Here is a 24,020-nt window from a genome sequence, read left to right as displayed (position 1 = left end):
TAGTTGAGTCTTCCGGGCTCAACTTTAGGCTGCCGTCGGTCCCGGTTCAACACGGTTGAGCGTGATCCACTCAACTCTTGGACGGAGGATCCGGGCGCGGCGTCGGCGGCCGAGGCGGCACGACGGGCCGCTCCCGCCCCGCCCGGGCCAGCAGTACCACCAGCGCCACCCCGCCGCCGATAATCAGCAGGATCACCAGGATGATGATGAATTCGGTCGGTCCGATCAGCGGAAACATGGGGACTCCTCGCAGTTGATGGACACCGATACGGCATCCTTCGGTCCGGGCGATCCATCCTTGCGCACCGCCGTTCCACCGACGAGAACCGACGAAGGGCCCCGGCATGCCGAGCGACTACCTGGACCCGATCCGCGCCGAGTTGACCCGGGCCTGGCCGGACAACCGGACGGTCAACCTGATCTTCCACGGCCACAGCGTGCCGGCCGGCTACTTCGACACCCCGGACGTACGGACCGACCTGGCCTATCCGCGCCTGGTCCAGGACGGACTGAAGCGGCGCTATCCGTACGCGGTGATCAACGCGATCGTCACCGCCATCGGCGGCGAACACTCAGCCCAGGGCGCGGACCGGTTCGACGCCGTGGTGGCCCACCGGCCGGACGTGCTGTTCCTCGACTACGCCCTGAACGATCGCTCGATCGGGCTGGAACAGGCCGAGACAGCCTGGACCTCGATGATCTCCGCGGCGGTCGCCGCCGGGACCAAGGTCGTCCTGCTCACCCCCACCGGAGACCTCCGATCAGACCTGACCGACCCGGCCGACGACCTCAACCGGCACGCCGATCAGGTCCGCAACCTGGCCGAGCGGCACGGGCTGCCGGTGGCCGACAGCACGGCGGCGTTCCTCGCCGCGACGGCCGCTGGCACCGACCCGGCCGACCTGATGTCCCACGTCAACCACCCGAACGAGCAGGGCCACAGCCTGGTCGCCGAAGCGATACTCCGCCTGTTCTGATCCCGGGATGAACGTGCCGGCCGACACGCTGCGCGGCTACCGCGCCCACGCCAGGTAAAAATTCTCCAACTGTGACCCAGGTCTCGACAATTCATGACGAACCTGGCAGGATCGAGACCTGATCACGGAAGGGTAACGGGTAACTCGGGGGTCAACTCTTCGACCAACGATGACCAGGAGGTCCCCCAATGCCCCACAGCAGGATCAACTTCCGATTCCGCAGTCTCGCCGTCGCCGGCGCCTTCGTGCTGGCCCTGATCGGCTCGGCCGTCACAGCGCCGGCCGCCAGCGCCCAACCGGTCCAGGAGGCCGCCGCGGGCGTCATCCGCGCCAACGAGGAGGCCGCCTTCAACTACTTCGTCGGCAAGGGCCTGACTCCGATCCAGGCCGCCGGCGTCGTCGGCAACCTCGACCAGGAGTCCTACATGGACCCGACCATCCACCAGATCGGCGGCGGCCCCGGCCGCGGGCTGGCCCAGTGGAGCGCGGGCGGCCGCTGGGACACCTACCCCGGCGACAACCTGGTCGAGTTCGCCAACAACGCCGGCGTGGACCGTTACGGGCTGCAGGTCCAGCTCGACTTCATCTGGTACGAACTGAGCGAGTTCTCCTACTACGGGCTGCCGCAGCTGCGGGCCGCGACGACGATCAACGCCGCGGTGATCGCGTTCCAGGACAAGTACGAGGGCTGCGGCACCTGCCACACCGATCGCCGGATCGCGTACGCCACCGACGCCTACAACCTCTACACCTGAGCTCGCGGCGGGGTCCTGACCGGTCAGTAACTCGGCTGGCCGGTCAGGATCTTCTCGAAGATCTCCCTGAGGTAGGACAGGTCGCCGCGATTGCGGGCGAAGTCGCAGGCCGAATGAAGCTCACGCATCTCGATCCGGTCCCAGGCCAGGCCGCGGCCGGACTCGGCCAGCAGCTGCGCGAAGAACTCCCGCTGGGTCCGGCCGTTGCCCTCGCGGAACGGATGGCCGAAGTTCAGGAAGTCATACAGGGAAGCGATCTCGGCCGGCAGCTTCGCGGCCGGCACCCGGCGCAGCAGCTCGGTCTCGACGATCCGCGCCGCCGCGTCGGCGACCGGCCGGCCGATGCCGTGCGGCGGCATGAACGAATCGCCCTCACCCTTGGCCAGGCCGACTGTGCGCAGTTCGCCGGCCCAGGCGTAGACGTCCTGGAAGAGCTGGCGATGCAGGCCACAGAGATGATCAAGGTCGTAGCTGCGGGGCACCAGCTCCGGGTGCTCGCGGAGCTCCGCCAGCCGATACTCCAGCAGGTCGTTCTCGGCCGCCTCGAGCGCCTCGGCCGTCGTCGCGCCCACCAGGTTGCGGAGCACCAGGTGGTCCGGCGGGATCAGGTAGCCGTACCAATGGTCCTCGTCGTCGCCGACCGTCCACGGCGCCGGCTGGGTCAAGCGAGACCGTAGCGAGCGCGAACCCGCTGGCCGAGTTGATCGATGTCGATCTCGCCTCGGACGTACGCGTCCTGGTCGGCCCGGGTCTCGTCGGTGCTGCGGGACCCTTCGAGCTCCGACGTCCGCCGCGCATCGGCGATCGCCCGCCGACGGCGTACGGTATCTCGGTTCGCCAACCCAGCCACCAAATTCACCTTCCCAACTTCTCCGAATTCTACGCCCGCCCAACCCCGAGTTGTCAGACTCTCACCACGCTATGACGTGGTGGGAGTCTGACAACTCGGGGGGTTTAGGCGACTTTCGGGGTGGCGCGCATGCCGACGAAGCAGTAGAGGTCGCCGTTGATCCGGCTGAAGACGACCGGCATCAGGCCCTCGCTGAAGGACGGGCCGGCGCCGGTGGCGCCGAAGACGTCCGGCGCGACCGGGAGCAGGTCGCCCTCGATCGGCGGCGACAACTTGGCCATGGTGCCGGTGAACGCATAGCGGATCCGCCCGCCGGTGTCGGTCTCGCTGATCGTGATGTCCACGCCCTCCCGGCGATACGTGCCGAGGAACGGCGCCAGGTCCACCGCGGGTGCCGGCTCGGGCGCCTCGAACGGGTCCGGCATGGAGAGCCCGGCCAGCTCGGCGAACAGCTCTCGGAACAAGTCCGCGTAGAGCTGGCGGGCACCGCCGCCGTTGGTCATCAGCGCGACCACCATGCCCGCATCGGGAAAGGCCCGCAGGTAGGCGTACTGGCCGATCGCGGCGCCGTCGTGACCAAAACCGCGGGCACCGGTCCAGTCGTAGAGGGTCCAGCCCAGACCCCAGGCGTCGGAGCCGACGGTCCACTTGTCCTTGGTCTTCCCCTCCGGCCGCTGCATCGCCGCGACCGTCTCCGCACCGAGCAGCCGGCGACCGTCGGGCGCCACCCCGCCGTCGAGGTGCAGCTTGGCCAGCCGGGCCAGGTCGCCGGCGGAGACCAGGACCCGGGCCGCCGGGCCGAACGCGCGCGGGATCAGATCCCAGTGCGGGGCCGGATCCGGGTCGGTGCCGGGCTCGCCGAGATGGCTCATCGCCGCCGGGTGGGCCAGCGCCTCCTCGGGCAGCGACATCGACTGCCGCAGGCCCAGCGGGGTGAAGATCAAATCCTTGAGGGCCTGATCCCAGGTGGTCCCGGTGATCACCTCGACCAGCCGGCCGAGCACGACATAGCCGAGGCTGCCGTAGGACACCGTGACGCCGGGCGGCAGGTCGAGCGACACCTCGCGGGCGGCGGCCACATACTTCTCCAGGCAGTCGTCCCCGCGGCCGGTGTCGAGATTGAAGTCGTTGGTGACGCCACCGGTGTGCGACAGCAACTGACGGACGGTGATCGACTTCGTCGCCTCCGGGTCGGGCGTGCCGAACTCGGGCAGCACGTCGACGACGCGGGCTTCAAGATCAAGTCGGCCGTCGTCGACCAGTTTCATGATCATCGTCGCGGTGTAGACCTTGGCCACCGAGCCGGACTGGAAGATCGCGCCCGGGGTGACCGGGACCCCGGTCCGGCGGTGCAGCACGCCGCCGGCCAGTTCGTGCAGCTCGCCGTCGGCCAGGACGGCCAGCGCGGCGCCGGGCACGTGATGGGCCTGGCGCAGGGTGTCGAAGCGCCGCTGCCAGTGATCACGATCGAAAGTCATCGGAGTCTCCTCGTTGCGTACATTGTTCCCTTGATGCGAACACTGTACGCAGATGCGACCACTGTGCGCAAGCGCGTACGATGGCGCCCAGCCGATCGCCGAGAGGAGCACCGTGCCGACCGACCGCCGCACCGCGGAGCATCCGGTCCCGTCCGTCTGGACCCGGACCAAACGCAGCGGCCGGGACCGTCCGGCGCTGAGCCAGGGCCAGATCGTCGCCGCCGCGCTCCGACTGCTGGACGAGGAGGGACTCGGCGCGCTGAGCATGCGCACCCTCGGCGCCCGGCTGGATGCCGGGGCCGCCTCGCTCTATCGGCACGTATCCAACAAGGACGAACTGATCGAGCTGGTGGTCGACGAGGTCTACGGCGAGCTCGAGATCCCCGAGCCGCCCGGCCCGGACGGCTGGCGGCCCGCCGTGGTGGCCGCCGCCGGCAGCCTGCGCGCGATGGCGCTGCGGCATCCGTGGGTGGTGTCGGTGCTCGGCCAGGTCGGGCTGGCCCGGCTCGGCCCGAACCTCGGCCGGCAGTCCGAGCGGCTCCTGGCCGTCTTCGGCTCGGCCGGCCTGGATGCCGCCGCCGCCGATCTGGCGATGAGCGCGCTGGTCGCCTACGTCACCGGGATGGCGACCAGCGAGGTCGCGTACCAGTCGCTGCGCGAGCACAGCGGGCAGAGCGAGGAGGGCTGGCGGGAGAGCCTGAAGCAGGCGGTCGAGGCCACCGCCGAGGCCCACCCGCTGGTGGTGGCGAGCCTGCGCGCCAACGAGGCCAAATCCCCGACGCAACTCCAGGACGACTACTTCCGCTACGGACTCGACCTGATGCTCGACGGCCTCCAGCAACGACTGACTTGTCAGAACTGAGTTGTGTCCTGGCACAACTCAGTTCTGACAACTCGGCTCAGGAGGGGGTCGGGGTGGGGACGATGTTGTGGTTGAGGTGGAAGACGTTGTCGGGGTCCCAGGCGTCCTTCAGCGCGGTCAGCCGGACCAGCTTGGCCGGGCTGTAGGCGCCCTGGACGCCGGCCGCGCCCTCGTCGGTGAGCGCGTTGACGTAATAGCCGCTCGCGAACGGGGCCATCGCGACTCCGTACCGGCGCGAGGCCGCGATCCGCGCCTCGTCCTCGGCCGGATCGGTCCAGCGGGAAGCGGACACGAACTCGACGAAGGTCTCCCGCTGGCTGAACGCGGTGGCGTCGTCGGGCACGTCCGCGATCGCGCCGCCGTACGCCTGCAGGCTGGCGTACGGCAGGCCCTGACCGCTGCCGTCCGGCGAGCCGCGCAGGATGAACGCCTCGATCGCGGCGTCGGTCAGCTCGCGGCAGTACTGCCCCTTCCAGTAGCGCCGGTGCGAGGGCGCCTCGAGGTCATAGTCGTCCATCTGCTGCAGTTCCAGGTACGACATCCGGCGCAACTGCTCGTCAACCGGGCGGCCGATCGACCGCAACCGCGTCACCAGCTCGTCCGCTCCCGCCGGATCCCCCACCCAGACGAAGCCGAGGCTCACCACCGGGGCGTCGTCGACGTCGCCGACCCAGGCCGTCATCGTCGCCGACCGGGGCACGTCCCGGGCGAGGTCGCGCCAGTTGCGGAACGCGGCAGCAGCCGAGTCGAGCGGGAAGGTCAGGATCGCCTGGACGGCCGGATCGGTGACCTCGTGCAGCCGGAACTCGAAGCTGGTGACGACGCCGAAGTTCCCGCCGCCGCCACGCAGGCCCCAGTAGAGCTCGGGGTTTTCGGTCGCATCGGCCCGGACGGTGCGGCCGTCGGCGGTCACCACCTCGAACGAGACCACGTTGTCGCAGGTCAGCCCGTGCTGGCGGGCCAGCCAGCCCATCCCGCCGCCGAGGGTGAGGCCGCCGACGCCGGTGTGCGAGACGTTGCCGGCCGTGGTGGCCAGGCCGTGCTGCTGGGCGGCCACGTCGAGCGCTCCGAGCAGCGATCCGCCGGCGACCGTGGCCCGGCGGGTCGCCGGATCGACGGTCACCTGGTTCATCGGGGTCAGGTCGATCACCAGCCCGTCCTCCGGGATGGAGTGGCCGACGATGCTGTGGCCGCCGCAGCGGACGCCGAGCTCGAGGCCGTGCTCGCGTCCGTACCGGATCGTGGTGGCCACGTCGTCCGGGCTTGCGCAGCGCACGATCAGCTGCGGCCGGCGATCGACCATCGCGTTCCAGACGGTGCGCGCCCGGTCATAATCCGGGCTGTCCGGGGTCAGCACCGCGCCCCGGAGTTGATCTTGAAGGTTCGTCACGGTCGGGGGCATCGGTGGTTCCTCTCCGGAGCGTCCTGGTCGGGCCTGCCGCCGCCGATCTGCCGCGGTCGGCTGCCCTGCCCGCTCAGTATCCCGGTCCGACCGCCCGGCCGGGCCGGTTCCGGTGAATCCGCGCCGGGCGCCGCAAGACGCGCGCCCACTGTGACGTTCCCGGCCGGACAGGCGATCTCGGGTCGGGATTCGTCTCCACTCGACGCCCTAGTCGACCAGGGTCGAGGGCGGGCGACGGGCGGTCGTACCGAAGCGGTCGCGGTAGTCCGACGGTGCGATCCCGATCAGCCGGTGGAAGGAGCGACGGAGGGTCTCGCCGGTGCCGAAGCCGTACCGGCGGGCGATGGTGTCGAGGGTGAGCTCGGTCTCCGCCAGCGCCTGCTGGGCGGCTTCGATCCGGACCCGCTCCAGGTAGCCGGCCGGCGGCATCCCGACCTCCCGGGTGAAGCGGCGCTGGAAATGCCGCGGACTCAGCCCGGCCAGGGCGGCGAGATCCTCGATGCTGTGCCGGTCGCCGGGCTTGGCGTGGACGGCGTCGACGACGGTTCGGATGACGTCGCTGTCGGGTTGGGACGACCACAGCGGGACGCTGAACTGGGACTGGCTGCCCGGTCGCCGCAGGTAGAGGACCAGGGTCCGGGCGACGTCGAGCGCGGCGGCGCGGCCGAGGTCGGCCTCGACCATGGCCAGCGCAAGGTCCATCCCGGCGGTGACGCCGGCCGAGGTCCAGATCCGCCCGTCCTTGACGTAGATCGCGTCGGCGTCGACCGTGACCGCCGGGTAGTCCGCGGCCAGCCGGGACGCCTCGGCCCAGTGGGTCGTCGCCCTCCGCCCGTCCAGCAGCCCGGCCTCGGCGAGCAGGAACGTCCCGGTGCACACCGAGGCGACCCGGCGGGCCTTCCCGGCCGCGGCCGCGATCCAGTCGATGAGTTCACGGTTCTGGCGGACCGACCGGACCCGGCCACCCGTGACGATCAAGGTGTCGACGGAGGTGGGATCGGTGCCCGCGAGAGCCCGGTCGGCGACGATCGAGAGCCCCAGATCGGACCGCACCGGCCCGGCTTCGGGCGCCACCACGGTGCACCGGTAGCCGGCCTCCGCGAACACCTCGTACGGCCCGGTCAGGTCGAGTTGATCATGGTCCTCGAAGATCACGAACGTGACGGAGCGGGACTTCATCAGTCCAGCATCACACTCCCGGCCCGCGTCGTCCACGACCTGCACCCCACGCTTCGTGCCACTAGCCCCGGCTTGGGTTGCGGACCGACTCTGCGACCATCCCCCGTCCGCGGCCCGCCCCAGAACCGGTCAGCGGCTCGGCAGCGCGCGAGGTGGGCGACGGCCGGAGCGGCCGAGGCGGACGCCGCCGATCGGGTCGGCGGTGAAGACGCGGCGGGCGGAGGAGACGGCGCGGTCGGCGGCGAGCAGGGTGGCCAGCTCGTTGACCCGGGCGCGCAGCTCCTCGACCTCGGTCTCCAGCTCCAGGATCCGGCGGATGCCTTCGAGGTTGATCCCCTCGTCCTGGCTGAGCCGCTGGATCATCCGCAGCTTGGCGATGTCCCGGGCCGAGTAGCGCCGGCCGCGCCCCGCCGTGCGGCGGGGCGAGACCAGGCCCATCCGGTCATAGCTACGCAGGGTCTGCGGGTGCATCCCGGCCAGGCCGGCGGCCACCGAGATCACGAACACCGGCGCGTCGTTGTCGATCCGTTGGGGAAGATTGGCGGTCATCGACGATCACCGTCCGGTCCCCGCGGCCTCGGCCAGCAGCTGGGCCCGGGGATTGGACGGGCCGAGGGCGTTGGCGTACGTCTCCAAGGCCTGCCGGGCCGCGTCGTCGAGCTGGTCCGGGACCACCACCTCGACGGTGACCAGCAGGTCGCCCCTGGAGCCGTCCCGCTTGGTCGAGCCGCGGCCGCGGACCCGGAAGGTGCGCCCGTTCGGCGTACCGGCCGGGATCTTGAGTCGGACCGGAGCGGCACCAAGCGTCGGCACCTCGATCTCGGCCCCCAGCGCCGCCTCGGGGAACGTGACCGGTGCGGTCAGGGTCAGGTTGTCCCCGAGACGCCCGAAGATCGGATGCTGCCGGACGTGGACGACGACGTAGAGGTCGCCCGCGGCACCGCCGTTCTCGCCGGCACCGCCGCGACCCTTCAGCCGGATCCGTTGCCCGTCGGTGACGCCGGCCGGGATCCGGACCTGCATCGACTTCGTCGACTTGCCCCGGCCGGAGCCGTGGCAGACCGGGCAGGGATCGTCGACCACCATGCCGCGACCGCGACAGTCGCGGCACGGCTCGGTGACGGCGAAGACGCCGCCGGAGGTCGACGTCTGCATCCCGCTGCCCTCACAGGTCGGGCAGACCCGCGGCACCGTCCCGGCCTTGGCGCCGGTGCCCCGGCAGCCGGCGCAGGCCGCGTCGGACACCATCTGCATGCCGACCGTGACGCCGTCGATCGAGTCGTTGAAGTCGATCGTCACCTCGCCCTCGACGTCACTGCCGCGGCGCGGGCCGCGGGTGGTCGTGGTGCGGGAGCGGTTGGCGTTGTTGAACAGGCCGCCGAAGAGATCGCCGATGCCGCCGTCGCCGGAGGCATTGCGGAACAGATCGTCGACCGACGGCCCGCCGCTCTGGCCGCCGCGCGGGAACCGGAAACCCCCGCCGCCGAACAGCCGGCGGGCGTCGTCGTACTCCTTGCGCTTGGCCGTGTCGGCCAACACGTCGTTGGCCTCGGAGACCTGCTTGAACCGCTGCTCGGCCTCCGCGTTGCCGGGGTTGGCGTCGGGATGGTTCTCCCGGGCCAGCTTGCGGTACGCCTTCTTGATCTCCTCCGGCTTGGCGTCGGAGGAAACGCCCAGGACCTTGTAATAGTCCTTCTCGAGCCAGTCCTTCGTGCTCACGGACGCCCTCCTTCGCTCACCCTGTTCAAGATCATCCGGCGATCGGCGACGTGATCAACCGCCCGGTTGATCATGCACCCGGCTGTTGATCATCAGCTGACTGTTGATCATCATCCAGTACGGTCTCGGGCTCGGCCGCCGCGGCCACCGGAGCGGACGACTCCGGCGGATCGGCCACCGCCACCCGGGCCGGGCGGAGCACCCGGTCGCCGATCTTGTAACCCGGCTGCAGGATCTCGACACAGCTCGGCCCGTCGCTCGCCGGCGAGTCCGGCTGCGCCGGGACGTGCATCAGCGCTTCGTGGATGTGCGGGTCGAACGCGTCGCCCTTGCTGCCGAACGCCTCGACGCCGTACTTCCCGGCCACCCGGGCCAGCTCCTCGGCGACCGCCTTGAAGCCGCCGGTCAGCTCCTCGTGCTCGCGGGCCGACTTGATGTCGTCCAGCACCCCGAGCAGATCGCGGAAGACATTCTCGACCGCGACCGCGCGGACCAGCTCGCGATCCCGCTCCACCCGGCGCTTGTAGTTGATGTATTCGGCTTGCAGCCGCTGCAGGTCGGCCGTGCGTTCGGCCAGGGACGCCTTCAGGTTTGCCACCTCACCATTCTGCGGTGACTCCTCCGCCGGCTCCGAACCGGCATCGGGCTCCCCGGCCGCCGCGGTGGCGGCCGGGGCGGCGGGAGCCGCGGTCTGCTGCTGCTCCCGTACCTGGAAGGTGTCCGGATCGATCCGACGCTTGTCCCGGATCACCGGGCCCTGCGGCTCCTCTTCGCCCTGCTCTGCGCGGCGATCGGGATCAGTCACTTGGCATCACTCGCGTCGCTCGGCTTGTCCTCGTCGACGATCTCGGCGTCGACAACGTCGTCATCGCTGCCGTTGCTGCTGCCGCTCTGATCACTAGCAGCCGCGCCCTCGGCACCGTCGGCACCGGCCGCGGCCCCCTCGGACTGCTGAGAAGCCTGGGCCGCCTTGTACATGGCCTCACCCAGCGCGGCGCTGGTCTGGTTCAGCTTGTCGACGGCGGCCTTCACCTTGTCGTTGTCCTCGCCCTCGAGCGCGGTCTTCGTCTCGGCGATGGCCTCCTCGACCGGCTTCTTCACCTCGTCGTCGATCTTGTCGGCGTTCTCACTGATCAACTTCTCGGTCCGGAAGACCAGCGCGTCGGCCTCGTTCCGGAGCTCGACCGCCTCGCGGCGCTTCCGGTCCTCCTCCGCGTGTGACTCGGCCTCCTTGACCATGTTGTTGATCTCGTCCTTGCCCAGCGCCGAGCCGCCGGTGACAGTCATCGACTGCTCCTTGCCGGTGGCCAGATCCTTGGCGTGGACGTGCACGATGCCGTTGGCGTCGATGTCGAAGGCGACCTCGACCTGCGGCACTCCGCGCGGGGCCGGGGGCAGACCGGTCAGCTCGAAGTTGCCGAGCGACTTGTTGTCCCGGGCGAAGTCCCGCTCGCCCTGATAGACCTGGATCATCACCGACGGCTGGTTGTCGTCCGCGGTGGTGAAGACCTCGGACCGCTTGGTCGGGATCGTGGTGTTGCGCTCGATGATCTTGGTCATCACGCCGCCCTTGGTCTCGATGCCGAGGCTCAGCGGGGTGACGTCGAGCAGCAGGACGTCCTTGACCTCGCCCTTCAGCACGCCGGCCTGCAGGCTGGCGCCGAGAGCCACGACCTCGTCCGGGTTGACGCCCTTGTTGGGCTCCTTGCCGCCGGTCAGCTCCTTGACCAGGTCGACGACGGCCGGCATCCGGGTCGAACCGCCGACCAGGATCACGTGATCGATCTTGCCGACCGAGAAGTTGGCGTCCTCGATCACCGCGTTGAACGGCGAGCGGCAGCGGTCGAGCAGATCCTGGGTCAGCCGCTGGAACTCGGCCCGGGTCAGCTTCTCCTCCAGGTGCAGCGGACCGGACTCGCCGAGCGTGATGTACGGCAGGTTGATCTGCGTCTCGCTGGCCGAGGACAACTCGATCTTGGCCTTCTCCGCGGCTTCCTGCAGCCGCTGCCGGGCGATCTTGTCCTGGGACAGGTCGGTCCCGTTCTTGTTCTTGAACTGCTTCACCAGCCAGTCGACGACCCGGCTGTCCCAGTCGTCGCCACCGAGCCGGTTGTCGCCCTTGGTCGCCTTCACCTCGAAGACGCCGTCGCCGATCTCCAGCAGGGACACGTCGAACGTGCCGCCGCCGAGGTCGAAGACCAGGATGGTCTGCTCGGTGTCGCCCTTGTCCAGGCCGTACGCCAGCGCGGCGGCGGTCGGCTCGTTGATGATCCGGTCGACGGTCAGCCCGGCGATCTCGCCGGCCTCCTTCGTCGCCTGCCGCTCCGCGTCGGAGAAGTAGGCCGGGACGGTGATCACCGCGTTGGTGACCTGCTCGCCCAGGTAGGCCTCGGCGTCGCGCTTCAGCTTCTGCAGCACGAAGGCGCTGATCTGCTGCGGCTTGTAGTTCTTGTCGTCGATCTTCTCGCTCCAGTCGGTGCCCATGTGGCGCTTGACCGAGCGGATGGTGCGGTCGACGTTGGTCACGGCCTGGCGCTTGGCGACCTCACCGACCAGCACCTCACCGCCCTTCGCGAAGGCCACGACCGACGGCGTCGTCCGCGAGCCCTCGGCGTTGGGGATGACGGTGGGTTCGCCACCTTCGAGAACCGCGACAACCGAGTTGGTCGTCCCGAGGTCGATACCGACTGCACGAGCCATGGTTGATTCCTCCGTGTGAACCGCTTGCGATGCTTGAGTCTTCGCCGCTCAACTTAGTTGTTGAGTCGATCGGACTCAACTATGCATCGACGTGGTCTCCGACACAAATGTCTTGAGCGGAGGAGACTCAACCCTCGCGCCGGATCCGTTCCCCGGGCCGGTTGGGTACGCTCTCGCCGGAGCCCGTACCGGACCTGGGAGTTGCCCGATGCCACCGCCCGATGCCGACGCCTCGCCGGACAGCCCGCCGGCGCCCCGGATGGTCGACGACGTCCGGCGGACCTGGATCAGCACCACCGCGATGGCCGTCCTGGTCATGGTCGGCGCCGTCGCGTTCGCGGCGATCGGGACGCTGACCGAGGCGATCCCGGCCGAAGTGCTGCTGCGCCGCGACTACTTCGTTCTGATCTACTTCTGCGCCTGGACGATCTATTGCGTCATCTATCTCGGCCTGACCCTGCGCACGCTGCGGCCGCCTGACGGCCGGACCCTGGCCGGCTGGTTGCGCGAGGACAACGCGGGACGACAGCGGCGCCGGCTGCACGAGCTGATGTCCGGCAGCGGCGGCCCGGCCGCGGCGGTCGGCTTCTGCGTGGTCGCGGTCGGCGCGGTGATCATCTCGGCGACCCTACCCGAGCTGCGTGGCGTGCCGGCGGTGATCGCGCTGGCGTTCCTCGTCGTCGCCGCGTCCTGGACCTTGATCATCGTCGTCTATGCCGTCCACTATGCCCGGGAGAACAGCAACTTCGGCGGCCTCGACTTCCCGAACGCCGAAGAGGAGGGACCGCCCGAGTTCGTCGACTATCTCTATCTGGCGATCCAGGTGACGACCACGTTCTCGACCTCCGACGTCACCATCGGAAAACGCCGGATGCGCCGGGTGGTGTCGACGCACAGCGTGGTCGCGTTCGTCTTCAACACCGTGATCATCGCCCTGCTGGTCTCCCTGCTGCTCTCGGCGACGAGCTGACCCCGGCGGCGGTCACGGGGTGATCGGCCGGGCCTTGTCGGTGGCGAGCTTGATCGCGAGCAGGCCGAGCACCGTACCCATCAGGTAGCGCTGCACCTTCAGCCAGGTCGGCCGCCGGCCGAGGAACCCGGCGATGGCGCCGGCGGCGAGCACGATCAGCCCGTTGACGGTGATCGCGATCGCGATCTGGATCGCGCCTAGGGTGAGGCTCTGCAGCCACACCCGGCCGGCCGCGACGTCGATGAACTGCGGGATCAGCGCCAGATACATGATCGCGATCTTGGGGTTGAGCAGATTGGTCACCAGACCCATCAGGAACAGCTTGCGCGGCGAGTCCGGCGGCAGCGCCTGCGGCTGGAAGACCGAGCCGCCGCCCGGCCGCAGTGTCTTCCAGGCGAGGTAGGCCAGATAGCCGGCTCCGGCCAGTTTGAGCGCCAGATAGAGCTCGGGCACGACGACGAAGATCGCGGTCAGACCCAGGGTCGCCGCCGCGAGATAAACGGCGAAGCCGAGCGCCACCCCGCCCAGCGAGACCAGGCCGGCCCGGCGGCCCTGGGTGATGCTGCGGGAGACGAGATAGATCATGTTCGGCCCGGGCGTGAGCACCAGGCCGAGCGCGATCGCGGCGACGCCGGCCACCGCGGCGAGGGAGATCATGCGTCCCAGTCAAGACGCGGACCGCGGCCGGCTCCAGAGCCAATCGCCGATCGGTGGCCCGGTCCCGGCCGGGCATGCGACCGTCTTCGCCGGCGAACTCGCCAAGATCCGGGCGGAGGCCCAGCAGCATCCGGAGCGCTTCAGCTGGTGAGAGCCGCGCCGGTACGCCAGGTCTGTCCGGCCGAGGTCGGCGGCCGATAGGGTCGGTCCAGAGAGGTTCGGCGAAACGGAGCTGACGTCATGGCGAAGACCTTGCAGGTGCTGCGCGACATCGTCTTGTTGATCTCCCGGATCGGGCTGGGCGCGATCTTGATCGTGCACGGTTGGCGACGCTGGCAGGTGGTCGGGCCGCAGAGCCAGATCGACTATCTGGCCCAGTTCAGCACCCCGTATCCGCAGGTTATCGTCTGGGTCACGATCATCCTCGAGTTGGTCGGCGGGCTGTTCCTGATCGTCGGCGCACTGACCCCGTTGATCGCCGCGGCGGTGCTGGTGCAGCAGGTGTTGATCATCTGTTACACCAACTGGTACGGCTACCAGTTCCTGACCGCCAACGTGCCCGAGTTCGCCGTCACCGAGAAGATGATGAACAGCATCGTCGTCGGCCTGCTGGCGTTGATCTTCCTCGTCTTCGGCGCCGGCCGGGCCTCGATCGACCGCCTGTTCCGGCGGGAGAAGGTCGACGAACCGGAGCAGGATCAGGGTTACGACGACACCCCCACCACGGCACCCGGACCGTATTCCGGGCCGTAATCCGGAATCCATGATCACCGGCCGGGGTCGGACCGGATTTCATGATCATGGATGATTCACCGATGACCTCGATCGACTGGCAGACGTGGTATCCGCGGCGAGCGGTCTCCTGGTGGACCACGATCAACGAGCTGCAGTGGCCCAACCGTTCGGTCCGGGACGACATCCGGCGGCGGGCCGATTCGCTGGCCGCGGCCGGCGTCGACCTGGCGATCAACTACGGCTGCCACACCCGCTTCGACTTCTCCACGATGTTCGGCGCCCTGCACGGCTATCTCGGTGACGTCGCCGACGAACTGCACCGGGTCGGCATCCGCTTCTTCGATCACTACAGCTGCAACATCGTCGCCCGGCCGCGCGGCGCCGAGGGCCGGGAACACCTGCACCGCAGCAACCGGCACCACGTGCTGCTCTATCCCGACGCGGTCGCAGCGCCGCTGCAGGAGTACGCCGGGCACCGGTTCGATGATCTTCGTACCGTCGACGTCCGGGACGGCAGCGCCGCGTACGCGACCCCGTACGACACCGAGCAGTTCTGCTCCAACCATCCCGGCTTCCTCGCCATGCATCGGGAATATCTGACCCGGCTGCTCGCCGAGGTGGACGTCGACGGGCTCGAGGTCGACGACATGGCCGACTACGGCGGGGTCGCCTCGTGCGGCTGCCGTTACTGCCGGGAGCGCTACCTCCGAGACTTCGGACTGCGGCTGCCGCCGCTGGATGATCATTCGTTCTGGGGCGACACCAGCCGCCATCCCTATCGGTGGGGCAACTACGCCGACCGGCGGTTCCAGGCGTGGATCGCGATGCGGGAGCAGACCATGGTCGATCACCTCGCAATGATCAAGGAGGTGCTGGGCGACCGGCCGCTGATGACCTGCTGCGCCAGCACCGGCCCGATGGATCTGGGCGGCCGCGCCCTCAACCTCGAACGACTGCTGCCGCACGTCGACCTGCTGATGCTGGAGAACGTCGGACTCGGTCTGGACGGCGCCTCCTGGCTCCGGCTCGAGGCCGAGGCGGTGCAGCAGCGCGACCTGGGCCGGCAGCGGGGCGGGGTGCCGGTGCTCGCGCTGACGTACACCTTCGGGCACGACGGCGGCCTGCTCGGCTGGGCCCTGGCCCGGTTCTGGGGCACCTCGACCTGGTCCAGCACCATCCCGGGACGGCTCGAACTCGCTCCTCCGGACGCCCTCGGCGAGGCCGAGATCATGGGCCCGATCAACCGCTGGGGCCTCGCGGTCAGCCCGCTGGATCCGCTGCCGGCGACCGAAGTCGTCGACGTCCGGCTGCTCAACGACACCTACGCGCGGACCGCCGGCTGGCGGGACGACCAGGGTCGCGAGGAGTGGGACCGGATCCGGGACTGGACCGCGGCGCTGGTCCGGCATCAGGTCGGCTATCGGCTGATCCGACCGGCGGAGCTCGAGGACGGGGCGGCCGATCCGACGCCGATCATTCTGGACGGCGCGGCCTGCGTATCCGATCGGCTGCACGCCGCGATCACCGCCCACCTGGCCGGCGGCGGGCGGGTCTGGGTCAGCGGACCGTACGGGACGCATCAGGCCGACGGCACACCGCGCGAACAGGCTCTGCTGGACGAATGGCTGGCCGCGGCGCGACCCGGGCTGCACGTCCTCGCCGATCCGACCCCGCCCGATCCGACCCCGCCCGATCCCAGGCCGGGCGACCCGGGGCCGGGCCGGGACGGGCGGGGTGAGCCGTCGCTGGACATCGCCGCTGAGGCCGCGCCGGCCCACGACCCGGTCCGGGAGCTGCTCGACCTCGGCCTGCTCGCGCCGACCGTCACCGTGACGCCGGCCGACTCGGGCTGGGCCGTCCGGCTGCGGCGGCATCCGCAGGGACTCGCGCTGCACGTGCTGAACCTGCGGCTGCGCGGCGTCCCGCATCCCACCGCGCTGGAGCGGGGGGAACGGCCGGTGCTCGAACACCTCGCCTCCGACAACCCGGTCGACGCCATCACCGTCACCCTGCACGGGGTCGACGGCTGGACCGAGCCGCACATGTTCAGTCCGGAGCTGGGGACCACCGGCCGCCCTGTGCCGACCGACCGATCCGTCCCGACCGACAGATCCGTACCAACCGACCCATCCGTACCGACCGACCAGTCCACGGCCGCGACCTCGTACCAGCTCGACCTCTCCGGCATCACCGTCTACGCCGTTATCCACAACCCCCTCCCGACTTGTCAGAACTGAGTTGTGCCAGGACACAACTCAGTTCTGACAACTCGGCTGGGGGATGCACAGGTTTCCCACAGGTTTGGCATAGCTGAGTCGCGGCTGTGCGTGTCACGCTGACTGCATGGCAGCAACCGAAACGGGCCGGGAGTCCCTGGTCCACGCGGACGGATCGCCGATCCGCATCCTCGCCGTCGACGACGAACCCAGCCTGACCGAGCTGCTCTCGATGGCGATGCGGTACGAGGGCTGGCAGGTAGCGACCGCCGCGTCCGGGTCGGAGGCGGTCCGGGTGGCCCGGGAGACCAGGCCGGACGCGATCGTGCTCGACATCATGTTGCCCGACTTCGACGGGCTCGAGGTGATGCGCCGGATCCGTACCGAACTGCCGGACGTGCCGGTGATCTTCCTGACCGCCAAGGACGCGGTGGCCGATCGGATCAGCGGGCTGACCGCCGGCGGCGACGACTACGTCACCAAGCCGTTCAGCTTGGAAGAGGTGATCGCCCGGCTGCGCGGGCTGCTCCGCCGTTCCGGCGCGGCCCAGTCGCGGAACGATTCGCTGCTGGTGGTCGGTGATCTTTCGCTGGACGAGGACAGCCACGAGGTGACCCGGGCCGGTGAGGAGATCCATCTGACGGCGACCGAGTTCGAGCTGTTGCGGTATCTGATGCGCAATCCGCGCCGGGTGCTGAGCAAGGCACAGATCCTGGACCGGGTCTGGAATTACGACTTCGGCGGTCAGGCCAACGTGGTCGAGCTCTACATCTCCTATCTGCGCAAGAAGATCGACGCCAACCGGACGCCGATGATCCACACCATGCGCGGCGCCGGCTATGTGCTGCGGCCCGCGGCCTGAGTGCTGTCGGTACGCTGCCGTCGTCCGCAACTGATCATGGTCCTCGGGTCGATGGGTGGTGATGATCATGTCCGGCGAAGTCGCGCCGACTGATCCCGGTCGGGCCGCTGCCGGGCCACCCAAACGACCCCAACCGCCGCCGGTCCCGACGGGTGTGTTCGGCGCGGCCCAGGGAACTCTCGGCCGTCGGCTGGTGCTGCGGGTCGTCGCCCTGGTGGCCGGCGTCGCCATCGCCCTCGCGATGATCACCGCGCTGGCCACGCGCCAACTCCTGCTGCAGACCCTGGACGGCCAACTCCAGGATGTCGCCGGGATGCTCAAGCCCGGCCCGGAAAGCCTGCTCCTGACCCCGGGCGGACAGCCGGACGGCACCTTCTATGTGCTGTTGCACGACGACGGAAAGTACGCCGACAGCAAGCTGCTCACCGATCAGCGGGGACGCAAGCTCCCGTCCGCCGCGGCGGCGGCACTGACCGAGGTCGCCGCCGACCGGCAGCCGCGGTCGGTGGTGCTGCCGGGGCTCGGCAGCTATCGGATCATCGCGCAGGAGATTTCGCTGTTGCCCGGCGGGCAGTTCACCCTGGTCACCGGCATCCCGGCCGGCGCGGTGGATCGCACCCTGGCCAACTTGATCATCGTGGAAGGGATCCTGGTGATCTTGGCGACGGTCGGGGCGGGGGTGGTCGCGCGGCCGTTGATCACCCGCAGCCTGCGACCCCTGAACCGGGTCGCCGCGGTCGCCCAACAGGTGTCGGCGCTTCGCCTGGATCGCGGCGAGGTCGCGGTCGGGGTCCGGGTGCCGGCGGCCGATGCCGACCCGGTGTCGGAGGTCGGCCGAGTCGGCCAGGCCCTGAATCACCTGCTGGCCAACGTCGACGCCGCGCTGACCGCCCGGCAGGCGAGCGAGACCAAGGTCCGGCGGTTCGTGGCCGATGCCTCGCACGAGTTGCGCAATCCGTTGGCCGCCATCCGCGGCTACGCCGAACTGACCCGCCGGGACCGTGATCAACTCGTGCCGGACACCGCCCACGCGTTGGACCGGATCGACGCCGAGGCCGGCCGGATGTCGGTGCTGGTCGAAGATCTGCTGCTGTTGGCCCGGCTGGATGACCGGCCGGAACTCGATCTTCGGCTGACCGACCTGTCCGAGCTGGTGATCAACGCGGTCAGCGACGCCCGGGCCGCCGGCCCCGATCACCGCTGGGAGCTCGACCTGCCGCCCGAGCCGGTCGAGGCGATGCTCGATCAGCACCGAGTGCACCAGGTCCTGGTCAATCTGCTCGCCAACGCCCGCACCCACACCCCCGCCGGCACCGTGGTGCAGACCCGGCTGACCCCGGGACACGATCAACTCATGATCTCCGTCCGCGACAACGGCCCCGGCATCCCGCCCGATATCCGCGACCACGTCTTCGAGCGCTTCACCCGGGCCGAGGTCAGCCGCGCCCGTACCGCCGGCGCCGCCCAGGGTGGCAGCACCGGCCTCGGCCTCGCCATCGTCGCCGCCGTGGTCGAGGCCCACGACGGCTCCGTCTCGGTGTCCAGCGAGCCCGGCCACACCGAATTCACGATCACGCTGCCGGTCCGGCCCACCCCACACCTGGGGGCACCCAACTCGCCCTGAAGGAGAGTCCACCGTTCGGAGTTCGAAGCGCGCGGACGCAGGAGGCCGCCCAGTAGCCATCCGGAGCACCGAAGGCTGGGCCGATCCAGACCTCCCAACGGCTCCGAACCCCCTACCTCTGCTCAGCCGTAGTGCTACCGGCCTCATTGGGGAATCCGCAGCCGGGTACACCCGGCTCGATCTTCCCCGATCCTCTGCGCCGCGGCCGGCCGCGGTCCGAACGCCCGGGATTCCGTCCCGAATCCGGCACTCCCGGCGACGCGGCGGCCAGGGGGCGGGAGAGGATAGGGGGATGATCAACGATCGGGCCGGACTGCTCACCGCTGTTGCCGAGACGATCATCGGGACTGACGATCCCGGACCCTGGGATGTCGTCGGCTTCCTCCAGGAGGTCGAACGGAACGAGCGCGCCGAGCTCGGGCCGGAGGTCGAGGCCGTCCTGGACCAGGCCGATGGTCTGGCCAACGCAGAGCACGGTCGCGGGTTCATCGCGCTCGATCATGATCAACGCCTGGCGGTGCTGGAGCGCCTGGCCGAGCAGGATCCGCGCTATCCCTGGCTGGCCCGGCTGATCAACGCTCACTATTACAGCACGCCGCACGCCTGGTCCCAGGTCGGCTGGTCGGCCGCGGCGGCGGACGGTTGGCCCGATCCGTTGCCGACGATCTCGTACGGGCAGGAGGGCTGGATCACGCCGGCGCAGCTTCGGCCGCGCTACGACGCGGTGGTTGTCGGCGGCGGGGCGGGTGGCGGGGCGACGGCGCAGGTGCTGGCGGAGTCCGGTCGGTCGGTATTGATCATCGAGGCGGGCACGGCGCCGCCGGTGGCCGAGCTGAGCCGTGATCATCTGCGCAACCCACGGGTCAATTTCGGGCTGGACCGGTTGACCGATCTGCGTGGCGGCGGCTGGCCGCGGACGCTCGAGATCGGCGGCACGGTCACCGAGGTCGGGCCCAGCGACTCGGGGTGGGGCGGCAACGCGCACACGCTCGGCGGCGGCACCCGGGTCTACGGGGCGCAGGCCTGGCGGTTCGCGCCGGACGACTTCCGGATGGCCAGCCGTTACGGGATCCCGGACGGCAGCGCTCTGGCCGACTGGCCGATCAGCTATGCCGACCTGGAGCCGTTCTACAGCGAGGCCGAGTGGCGGTTCGGCGTCAGTGGGGCGAGCGGCGGTGACCCGTGGGCGGGCCCGCGCAGCCGGGAGTATCCGATGCCCCCGATTGCCGGCAACCGGCCGGGCGACCGGCTCGCGGCCGGCGCCGAGCGGCTCGGCTGGTCGACGGTGCCGGTGCCGCTGTTGATCAACTCACAAGATCACGGCGGCCGGCCGGGCTGTCGGCGTTGCTCCCAGTGTGTCGGCTTCGCCTGCCCGGTGGAGGCCAAGGGCGGCACCCACAACACCGCGATCCCGGCGGCGGTGGCGACCGGCAACTGTTCGGTCCTGCTCGGCACGACGGTGCAGCGGCTGATCACCGACCCGACCGGACGGGTGATCGCCGTGGCCCTGGTCGGTGATCATCCGAGCGGCGGGCTCTGGCACGGCGAGGTGGCCGCGGCGGAGTTCCTGCTCGGCGCCGGGGCGATCGAGACCGCCCGGCTGCTGCTCAACTCGGCCCATGATCACGAACCGGCGGGCCTCGGCAATGATCACGATCAGGTCGGTCGGCAACTGCAGGGTCACCCGTACGGCGGCGCGCTCGGGCTGTTCGACGACGAGATCAACGACCTGGTCGGGCCCGGCCCGGCGATCGCCAGCTGCGACTTCCGGCACGGCAACGACGGGATCATCGGCGGCGGCATGATCGCCGAGGAGTTCGTGCCGACCCCGGCGAGCACGTACGACTATCTGGTCGGCATGGGCGTCATCCCGCCGCAGGGGCGCGCGACGAGCGATGGCATGCGGCACTGGCTGCGCCGGATCCTGCGCGTGGTCGGGCCGTATCAGGAGCTCACCACCGCCGACTCCCGGATCCGGCTCGACCCGACGGTGACCGACCGGTACGGCAGCCGGGTGGCTCGGCTCAGCGGGACGCTGCACGCCGAGGACGTCCGCGGCCGCGACTTCCTCACCGAACGGGCGGCGGAGTGGCTGACCGCCAGTGGCGCGAGCCGGGTGATCGCGCCACGCGGCGGCCGGCCGAGCGGGCCGAGTGGCGGCCAGCATCAGGCCGGCAGTTGCCGGATGGGCAGTAATCCCCGGACCTCGGTCACCGACCCGGTCGGCCGGGTCTGGGGCCACGACAACGTCCGGCTGGTCGACGGCTCCACCCACGTCACCAACGGCGGGGTCAATCCGGTGCTGACGATCTTGGCCAACTCGCTCCGGATCGCCCACGACGTCGTGCGTTGATCATCGGGCGAGGTGATCGGCGACGATCTCCTCCAGGACGCTGCGGGACTCGATCGGCTCGGCTTGATCATCACGGACCGCCCCCGCATAGCCGGACAGGGCCTTCCACAGCGCCCAACCCCGCCCACGGGCCCAACTCGCCTCGTCCACGGCCAAGCGATCACGGAACGCGGCCCGGCTCTCCCCGGTCAGCAGCGTCCAGGCGATGGTCAGGTCGCAGGCCGGATCGGCGGCGCCGCAGGTGCCGAAGTCGATCACCGCCCCCAATGACCCGTCGCGCAGCAGCAGGTTTCCGGACGCCACGTCACCGTGGAACCAGAGCGGGACGCCGTCCCAGGGTGACTCCAGCGCGAGCCGCCAGATCTCGGTGACGACCTCGGTGTTGATCAAGCCGGCCAGCGTGATCAGGTTCTCCTCCAGCTGCGCCGCGAAGGTCAGCAGGGTGCCACCCCGAAACCAGTTGTGCAGGCCGGGTCCGGGTGCGTCGGTGGCATCGATCGCCCGCAGCGCCAGCAGGAAGTCGGCCAACGCCGTCGCGAACCCGGTCAGGTCGGTGATCGCGTCGCGGCTCACCGGGTCACCCGGCAACCAGCGATACACCGACCAGTGGTACGGATAGCCGGCGCCGGGCTCCCCCAGCGCGACCGGCTCGGGGATCGGCAGCGGCAGTTGCGGCGCCAGCACCGGCAGCCAGCGCTGCTCCTTCTCCACCGCCAGCCCGTATTCGTACGCACTCGGCACCCGGACCATCAACTCCGGGCCGAGATGAAAGGTCCGGTTGTCCCACCCTTCCTCGGCCACCCGGCGGATCGGCAGCTCCGACCACTGCGGGAACTGGGTCATGATCAACTCGCGCACCAGGCGTTCGTCGACCGGAATACGGGTCGGGACCGGGCCGAGGTCGGGCACCTCGTCACGGGCCACAGTGGGGTTCATGCTCGGTACGCCTTCTCTCATCGGTCGGGGGCAATCGGATCGAGGCCATCCTCCCCGAAGCTTCGCCGGCGCGCTCCTCGGTTTTGACGCGGCGCCGTGACCCGGCTCGGGGTCCCGCGCCCGGTGCCACCGCGACCGCTACAGTCGCCGGGTGAGCTTGACGCGACGTTCCCTGCTCGGCACCGCGATCCTCGGGACCGGACTGCTGGCTGCGGGATGCGTGCCCGGATTCCTTCAGCCGCAGGGAATCCTGCCCAGCACGGACTGGGTCGTCGACCGCCTCGACAAGCTGATCGCCGCCACCGGACGTGATCACTTCCGCCGCCTGTGGATCCAGCAGGGCGCACTGGCGGTCGACCTGTTGACCTCCGACGGGGTGGTCCGGGGGTACCAGTACTTCAGTGAGAAGACCGGCTGGGAGGAGCCGCACTCGCCGGAGGAGCTCGATCCCGAGGTTGATCCACCGACGTCGGTCCCGCTGGCCGACCTTCACCTGGACCGGCTGCCGCAGTGGGAGAAACTGCTGCGACCACCGGAGGACGGGCTCACCTTCCGGGTCGACGAGGTCGGGCGGCTCCAGCTCTGGGCCTCCGGCGCCGAGCAGTCCGGCGGGCTGTTGCTCGACGGCTCCGCCCGGGTCGCCGAGCTCAGTGACGATGTCCCCGCCGATGTCGTCCGGGCGATCGAGGAGATCGTCGCGAGCTACGGCAACCAGGCCGAGAGCGTCGGCGGATTCAATGACTTCGTCCATGTCGATCTCAACGTCGCCGGGTCCGAGAAGGGGATGCGGGTGATCCGCTATCCGACGACCGCGCCGCAGGCCTCGGTCACCGACGCCCTGTTTCCGAGCAAGTCGATCTTCGATCCGACGACGGTCGATCCGACCCTGGCCCTCGACCTGCTCGACTCGATCCCGGCCAAGGCCAAGCTCGACGGCCAGGCCTGGGACTGGCGGATCATGCGGCCGCCCGGCGGCGGCGAACCGACGCTGTCGTACGGCATCGGGGTCGACGCACCGAAGCAGCGGGTCTGGGTCGACGCGGCCGGCAAGATCATCGCCGTGCAGGGCAACGACTGCGGGCCGGCGAAGGACTGGTGCCCGAGGTGAGCTCGGCCAGACTCGACTGCTTGGACCGGAGGAGTTCGGATGGATGACGTCTCCGTCGGCACGGGGTTGAGCTTCCGCGACGCGACCGGTGCCGATGTGGACCGGCTGGTCGCGCTGATCCAGTCTGCCTATCGCGGCGAGGCCAGTCGGGCCGGTTGGACCACGGAGGCTGATCTGCTGGACGGGCAGCGGACCGATCCCGAGGGTGTGCGGGCGGTGATCAACTCCCCGGCCGGCCGGATGATCATCGCGGAGCGTGGCGGACTGATCGTCGCCTGCTGCCAACTGGAGCACCGCGGTGATGCCGCGTACTTCGGCATGTTTGCGGTCGATCCGGGCCAGCAGGGCGGTGGGCTCGGGCGGACGGTGCTCGAGCAGGCAGAGCGGATCGCGGTCGAGAGCTGGGCCGTCGGCACCATGCAGCTGACGGTGATCACCGCCCGGGACGACCTGATCGGTTGGTACCAGCGGCGCGGCTACCGCCGGACCGGTGAGTTGTCGCCGTTCCCGTACGGCGACGAACGGTTCGGCATCCCGCGCCGGGACGACCTGCAGTTCGAGCTCTTGATCAAATCATTGTCCTGAGCCGTCGCAGGGGACGATCGCGCAGTTCGTGCTCCACCTCGGCAGCCCAGGC

At 69.9% G+C, this 24,020-nt stretch carries 24 protein-coding genes; 12 read left to right on the top strand and 12 right to left on the bottom strand.

What is annotated here, in order from left to right; all coding sequences use genetic code 11:
* Positions 1–70: 70 nt before the first annotated feature.
* The gene (locus tag FNH24_RS31630) at positions 71–238 is read right to left on the bottom strand and encodes a hypothetical protein (RefSeq protein ID WP_161606361.1); all 168 of its coding nucleotides are present in this window, start codon (positions 236–238) and stop codon (positions 71–73) included.
* 106 nt (positions 239–344) lie between these two features.
* Here FNH24_RS31630 and FNH24_RS28510 point away from each other — a divergent pair, with 106 nt between their 5' ends.
* Complete coding sequence (locus FNH24_RS28510; RefSeq protein ID WP_152365602.1) at positions 345–977, top strand: SGNH/GDSL hydrolase family protein; 633 nt, start codon at positions 345–347, stop codon at positions 975–977.
* Positions 978–1,165: 188 nt separating this feature from the next.
* The gene (locus FNH24_RS28505) at positions 1,166–1,732 is read left to right on the top strand and encodes a phage tail tip lysozyme (protein ID WP_152365601.1); all 567 of its coding nucleotides are present in this window, start codon (positions 1,166–1,168) and stop codon (positions 1,730–1,732) included.
* A gap of 23 nt (positions 1,733–1,755) precedes the next feature.
* On the opposite strand, the gene FNH24_RS28500 is transcribed toward FNH24_RS28505, so the two are convergent.
* The 3 genes from FNH24_RS28500 to FNH24_RS28490 form a co-directional block, all read right to left on the bottom strand.
* Positions 1,756–2,397, bottom strand: a complete 642-nt coding sequence (locus tag FNH24_RS28500; RefSeq protein WP_170304536.1) for a Fic/DOC family protein — start codon at positions 2,395–2,397, stop codon at positions 1,756–1,758.
* Positions 2,394–2,573: an antitoxin VbhA family protein gene (locus FNH24_RS28495; protein ID WP_152365600.1), complete on the bottom strand. Its 180-nt coding sequence runs from the start codon at positions 2,571–2,573 to the stop codon at positions 2,394–2,396. The genes FNH24_RS28500 and FNH24_RS28495 overlap by 4 nt, the downstream gene beginning before the upstream one ends.
* A 113-nt stretch (positions 2,574–2,686) precedes the next feature.
* A complete protein-coding gene (locus tag FNH24_RS28490) occupies positions 2,687–4,060 on the bottom strand; it encodes a serine hydrolase domain-containing protein (RefSeq protein ID WP_152365599.1) in 1,374 nt (457 codons plus the stop codon).
* Between the two features lie 112 nt (positions 4,061–4,172).
* Between FNH24_RS28490 and FNH24_RS28485 the strand changes: the two genes are divergently transcribed.
* Positions 4,173–4,922, top strand: a complete 750-nt coding sequence (locus FNH24_RS28485; RefSeq protein WP_217428583.1) for a TetR/AcrR family transcriptional regulator — start codon at positions 4,173–4,175, stop codon at positions 4,920–4,922.
* 37 nt (positions 4,923–4,959) lie between these two features.
* Here FNH24_RS28485 and FNH24_RS28480 read toward each other — a convergent pair whose 3' ends face one another.
* The 6 genes from FNH24_RS28480 to dnaK form a co-directional block, all read right to left on the bottom strand.
* Positions 4,960–6,324, bottom strand: a complete 1,365-nt coding sequence (locus FNH24_RS28480; protein WP_152365597.1) for an FAD-binding oxidoreductase — start codon at positions 6,322–6,324, stop codon at positions 4,960–4,962.
* Between the two features lie 207 nt (positions 6,325–6,531).
* Positions 6,532–7,503 carry a GlxA family transcriptional regulator gene (locus FNH24_RS28475; RefSeq protein WP_152365596.1) on the bottom strand — a complete coding sequence of 324 codons (972 nt, stop codon included), beginning with the start codon at positions 7,501–7,503 and terminating at the stop codon, positions 6,532–6,534.
* A gap of 129 nt (positions 7,504–7,632) precedes the next feature.
* Entirely contained in the window at positions 7,633–8,052 is a 420-nt protein-coding gene (locus FNH24_RS28470; protein WP_152365595.1) for a heat shock protein transcriptional repressor HspR, read from the bottom strand.
* Positions 8,053–8,058: 6 nt separating this feature from the next.
* The gene (gene dnaJ / locus FNH24_RS28465) at positions 8,059–9,222 is read right to left on the bottom strand and encodes a molecular chaperone DnaJ (protein ID WP_152365594.1); all 1,164 of its coding nucleotides are present in this window, start codon (positions 9,220–9,222) and stop codon (positions 8,059–8,061) included.
* Positions 9,223–9,292: 70 nt separating this feature from the next.
* Positions 9,293–10,027: a nucleotide exchange factor GrpE gene (gene grpE, locus FNH24_RS28460; protein WP_152365593.1), complete on the bottom strand. Its 735-nt coding sequence runs from the start codon at positions 10,025–10,027 to the stop codon at positions 9,293–9,295.
* A complete protein-coding gene (gene dnaK / locus FNH24_RS28455; RefSeq protein WP_152365592.1) occupies positions 10,024–11,922 on the bottom strand; it encodes a molecular chaperone DnaK in 1,899 nt (632 codons plus the stop codon). The genes grpE and dnaK overlap by 4 nt, the downstream gene beginning before the upstream one ends.
* 208 nt (positions 11,923–12,130) lie before the next feature.
* Between dnaK and FNH24_RS28450 the strand changes: the two genes are divergently transcribed.
* Positions 12,131–12,892, top strand: a complete 762-nt coding sequence (locus FNH24_RS28450; RefSeq protein WP_152365591.1) for a DUF1345 domain-containing protein — start codon at positions 12,131–12,133, stop codon at positions 12,890–12,892.
* A 12-nt stretch (positions 12,893–12,904) separates the two neighbouring features.
* Here FNH24_RS28450 and FNH24_RS28445 read toward each other — a convergent pair whose 3' ends face one another.
* Positions 12,905–13,549, bottom strand: a complete 645-nt coding sequence (locus tag FNH24_RS28445; RefSeq protein WP_152365590.1) for a LysE family translocator — start codon at positions 13,547–13,549, stop codon at positions 12,905–12,907.
* Between FNH24_RS28445 and FNH24_RS31625 the strand changes: the two genes are divergently transcribed.
* The 6 genes from FNH24_RS31625 (at position 13,548) to FNH24_RS28420 (ending at position 21,339) form a co-directional block, all read left to right on the top strand.
* Positions 13,548–13,700 carry a hypothetical protein gene (locus tag FNH24_RS31625; protein ID WP_161606360.1) on the top strand — a complete coding sequence of 51 codons (153 nt, stop codon included), beginning with the start codon at positions 13,548–13,550 and terminating at the stop codon, positions 13,698–13,700. The two genes, FNH24_RS28445 and FNH24_RS31625, sit on opposite strands and share 2 nt — an antisense overlap.
* Before the next feature lie 89 nt (positions 13,701–13,789).
* The gene (locus tag FNH24_RS28440; protein ID WP_152365589.1) at positions 13,790–14,302 is read left to right on the top strand and encodes a DoxX family protein; all 513 of its coding nucleotides are present in this window, start codon (positions 13,790–13,792) and stop codon (positions 14,300–14,302) included.
* Between the two features lie 62 nt (positions 14,303–14,364).
* Complete coding sequence (locus FNH24_RS28435; protein WP_152365588.1) at positions 14,365–16,521, top strand: hypothetical protein; 2,157 nt, start codon at positions 14,365–14,367, stop codon at positions 16,519–16,521.
* Between the two features lie 106 nt (positions 16,522–16,627).
* Complete coding sequence (locus FNH24_RS28430; RefSeq protein WP_152365587.1) at positions 16,628–17,362, top strand: response regulator transcription factor; 735 nt, start codon at positions 16,628–16,630, stop codon at positions 17,360–17,362.
* Between the two features lie 67 nt (positions 17,363–17,429).
* A complete protein-coding gene (locus FNH24_RS28425) occupies positions 17,430–18,986 on the top strand; it encodes a sensor histidine kinase (protein WP_152365846.1) in 1,557 nt (518 codons plus the stop codon).
* Positions 18,987–19,278: 292 nt separating this feature from the next.
* The gene (locus FNH24_RS28420; protein ID WP_217428582.1) at positions 19,279–21,339 is read left to right on the top strand and encodes a GMC oxidoreductase; all 2,061 of its coding nucleotides are present in this window, start codon (positions 19,279–19,281) and stop codon (positions 21,337–21,339) included.
* On the opposite strand, the gene FNH24_RS28415 is transcribed toward FNH24_RS28420, so the two are convergent.
* A complete protein-coding gene (locus tag FNH24_RS28415) occupies positions 21,340–22,275 on the bottom strand; it encodes an aminoglycoside phosphotransferase family protein (RefSeq protein WP_152365586.1) in 936 nt (311 codons plus the stop codon).
* Between the two features lie 151 nt (positions 22,276–22,426).
* Here FNH24_RS28415 and FNH24_RS28410 point away from each other — a divergent pair, with 151 nt between their 5' ends.
* Both FNH24_RS28410 and FNH24_RS28405 read left to right on the top strand, forming a co-directional pair.
* Complete coding sequence (locus FNH24_RS28410) at positions 22,427–23,383, top strand: hypothetical protein (RefSeq protein ID WP_152365585.1); 957 nt, start codon at positions 22,427–22,429, stop codon at positions 23,381–23,383.
* A 39-nt stretch (positions 23,384–23,422) separates the two neighbouring features.
* Positions 23,423–23,968, top strand: a complete 546-nt coding sequence (locus FNH24_RS28405; RefSeq protein ID WP_152365584.1) for a GNAT family N-acetyltransferase — start codon at positions 23,423–23,425, stop codon at positions 23,966–23,968.
* The last annotated feature ends 52 nt before the right edge of the window (positions 23,969–24,020 follow it).

The sequence above is a fragment of the Microlunatus speluncae genome (assembly GCF_009299835.1).
Lineage (GTDB): Bacteria > Actinomycetota > Actinomycetes > Propionibacteriales > Propionibacteriaceae > Microlunatus > Microlunatus speluncae.
The sequence above is the reverse complement of the archived record's forward strand: the minus strand, read 5'-3'. Positions and strand labels throughout refer to the sequence as shown.

Bases quoted from the DNA above. Each gene is read 5' to 3' on its own strand.
- FNH24_RS31630 (WP_161606361.1), bottom strand. From the start codon at position 238: ATGTTTCCGCTGATCGGACCGACCGAATTCATCATCATCCTGGTGATC.
- FNH24_RS28510 (WP_152365602.1), top strand. From the start codon at position 345: ATGCCGAGCGACTACCTGGACCCGATCCGCGCCGAGTTGACCCGGGCC.
- FNH24_RS28505 (WP_152365601.1), top strand. From the start codon at position 1,166: ATGCCCCACAGCAGGATCAACTTCCGATTCCGCAGTCTCGCCGTCGCC.
- FNH24_RS28490 (WP_152365599.1), bottom strand. From the start codon at position 4,060: ATGACTTTCGATCGTGATCACTGGCAGCGGCGCTTCGACACCCTGCGC.
- FNH24_RS28480 (WP_152365597.1), bottom strand. From the start codon at position 6,324: ATGCCCCCGACCGTGACGAACCTTCAAGATCAACTCCGGGGCGCGGTG.
- FNH24_RS28475 (WP_152365596.1), bottom strand. From the start codon at position 7,503: ATGAAGTCCCGCTCCGTCACGTTCGTGATCTTCGAGGACCATGATCAA.
- FNH24_RS28470 (WP_152365595.1), bottom strand. From the start codon at position 8,052: ATGACCGCCAATCTTCCCCAACGGATCGACAACGACGCGCCGGTGTTC.
- dnaK (WP_152365592.1), bottom strand. From the start codon at position 11,922: ATGGCTCGTGCAGTCGGTATCGACCTCGGGACGACCAACTCGGTTGTC.
- FNH24_RS28450 (WP_152365591.1), top strand. From the start codon at position 12,131: ATGCCACCGCCCGATGCCGACGCCTCGCCGGACAGCCCGCCGGCGCCC.
- FNH24_RS31625 (WP_161606360.1), top strand. From the start codon at position 13,548: ATGCGTCCCAGTCAAGACGCGGACCGCGGCCGGCTCCAGAGCCAATCG.
- FNH24_RS28445 (WP_152365590.1), bottom strand. From the start codon at position 13,549: ATGATCTCCCTCGCCGCGGTGGCCGGCGTCGCCGCGATCGCGCTCGGC.
- FNH24_RS28440 (WP_152365589.1), top strand. From the start codon at position 13,790: ATGGCGAAGACCTTGCAGGTGCTGCGCGACATCGTCTTGTTGATCTCC.
- FNH24_RS28435 (WP_152365588.1), top strand. From the start codon at position 14,365: ATGACCTCGATCGACTGGCAGACGTGGTATCCGCGGCGAGCGGTCTCC.
- FNH24_RS28430 (WP_152365587.1), top strand. From the start codon at position 16,628: ATGGCAGCAACCGAAACGGGCCGGGAGTCCCTGGTCCACGCGGACGGA.
- FNH24_RS28425 (WP_152365846.1), top strand. From the start codon at position 17,430: ATGTCCGGCGAAGTCGCGCCGACTGATCCCGGTCGGGCCGCTGCCGGG.
- FNH24_RS28420 (WP_217428582.1), top strand. From the start codon at position 19,279: ATGATCAACGATCGGGCCGGACTGCTCACCGCTGTTGCCGAGACGATC.
- FNH24_RS28415 (WP_152365586.1), bottom strand. From the start codon at position 22,275: ATGAACCCCACTGTGGCCCGTGACGAGGTGCCCGACCTCGGCCCGGTC.
- FNH24_RS28405 (WP_152365584.1), top strand. From the start codon at position 23,423: ATGGATGACGTCTCCGTCGGCACGGGGTTGAGCTTCCGCGACGCGACC.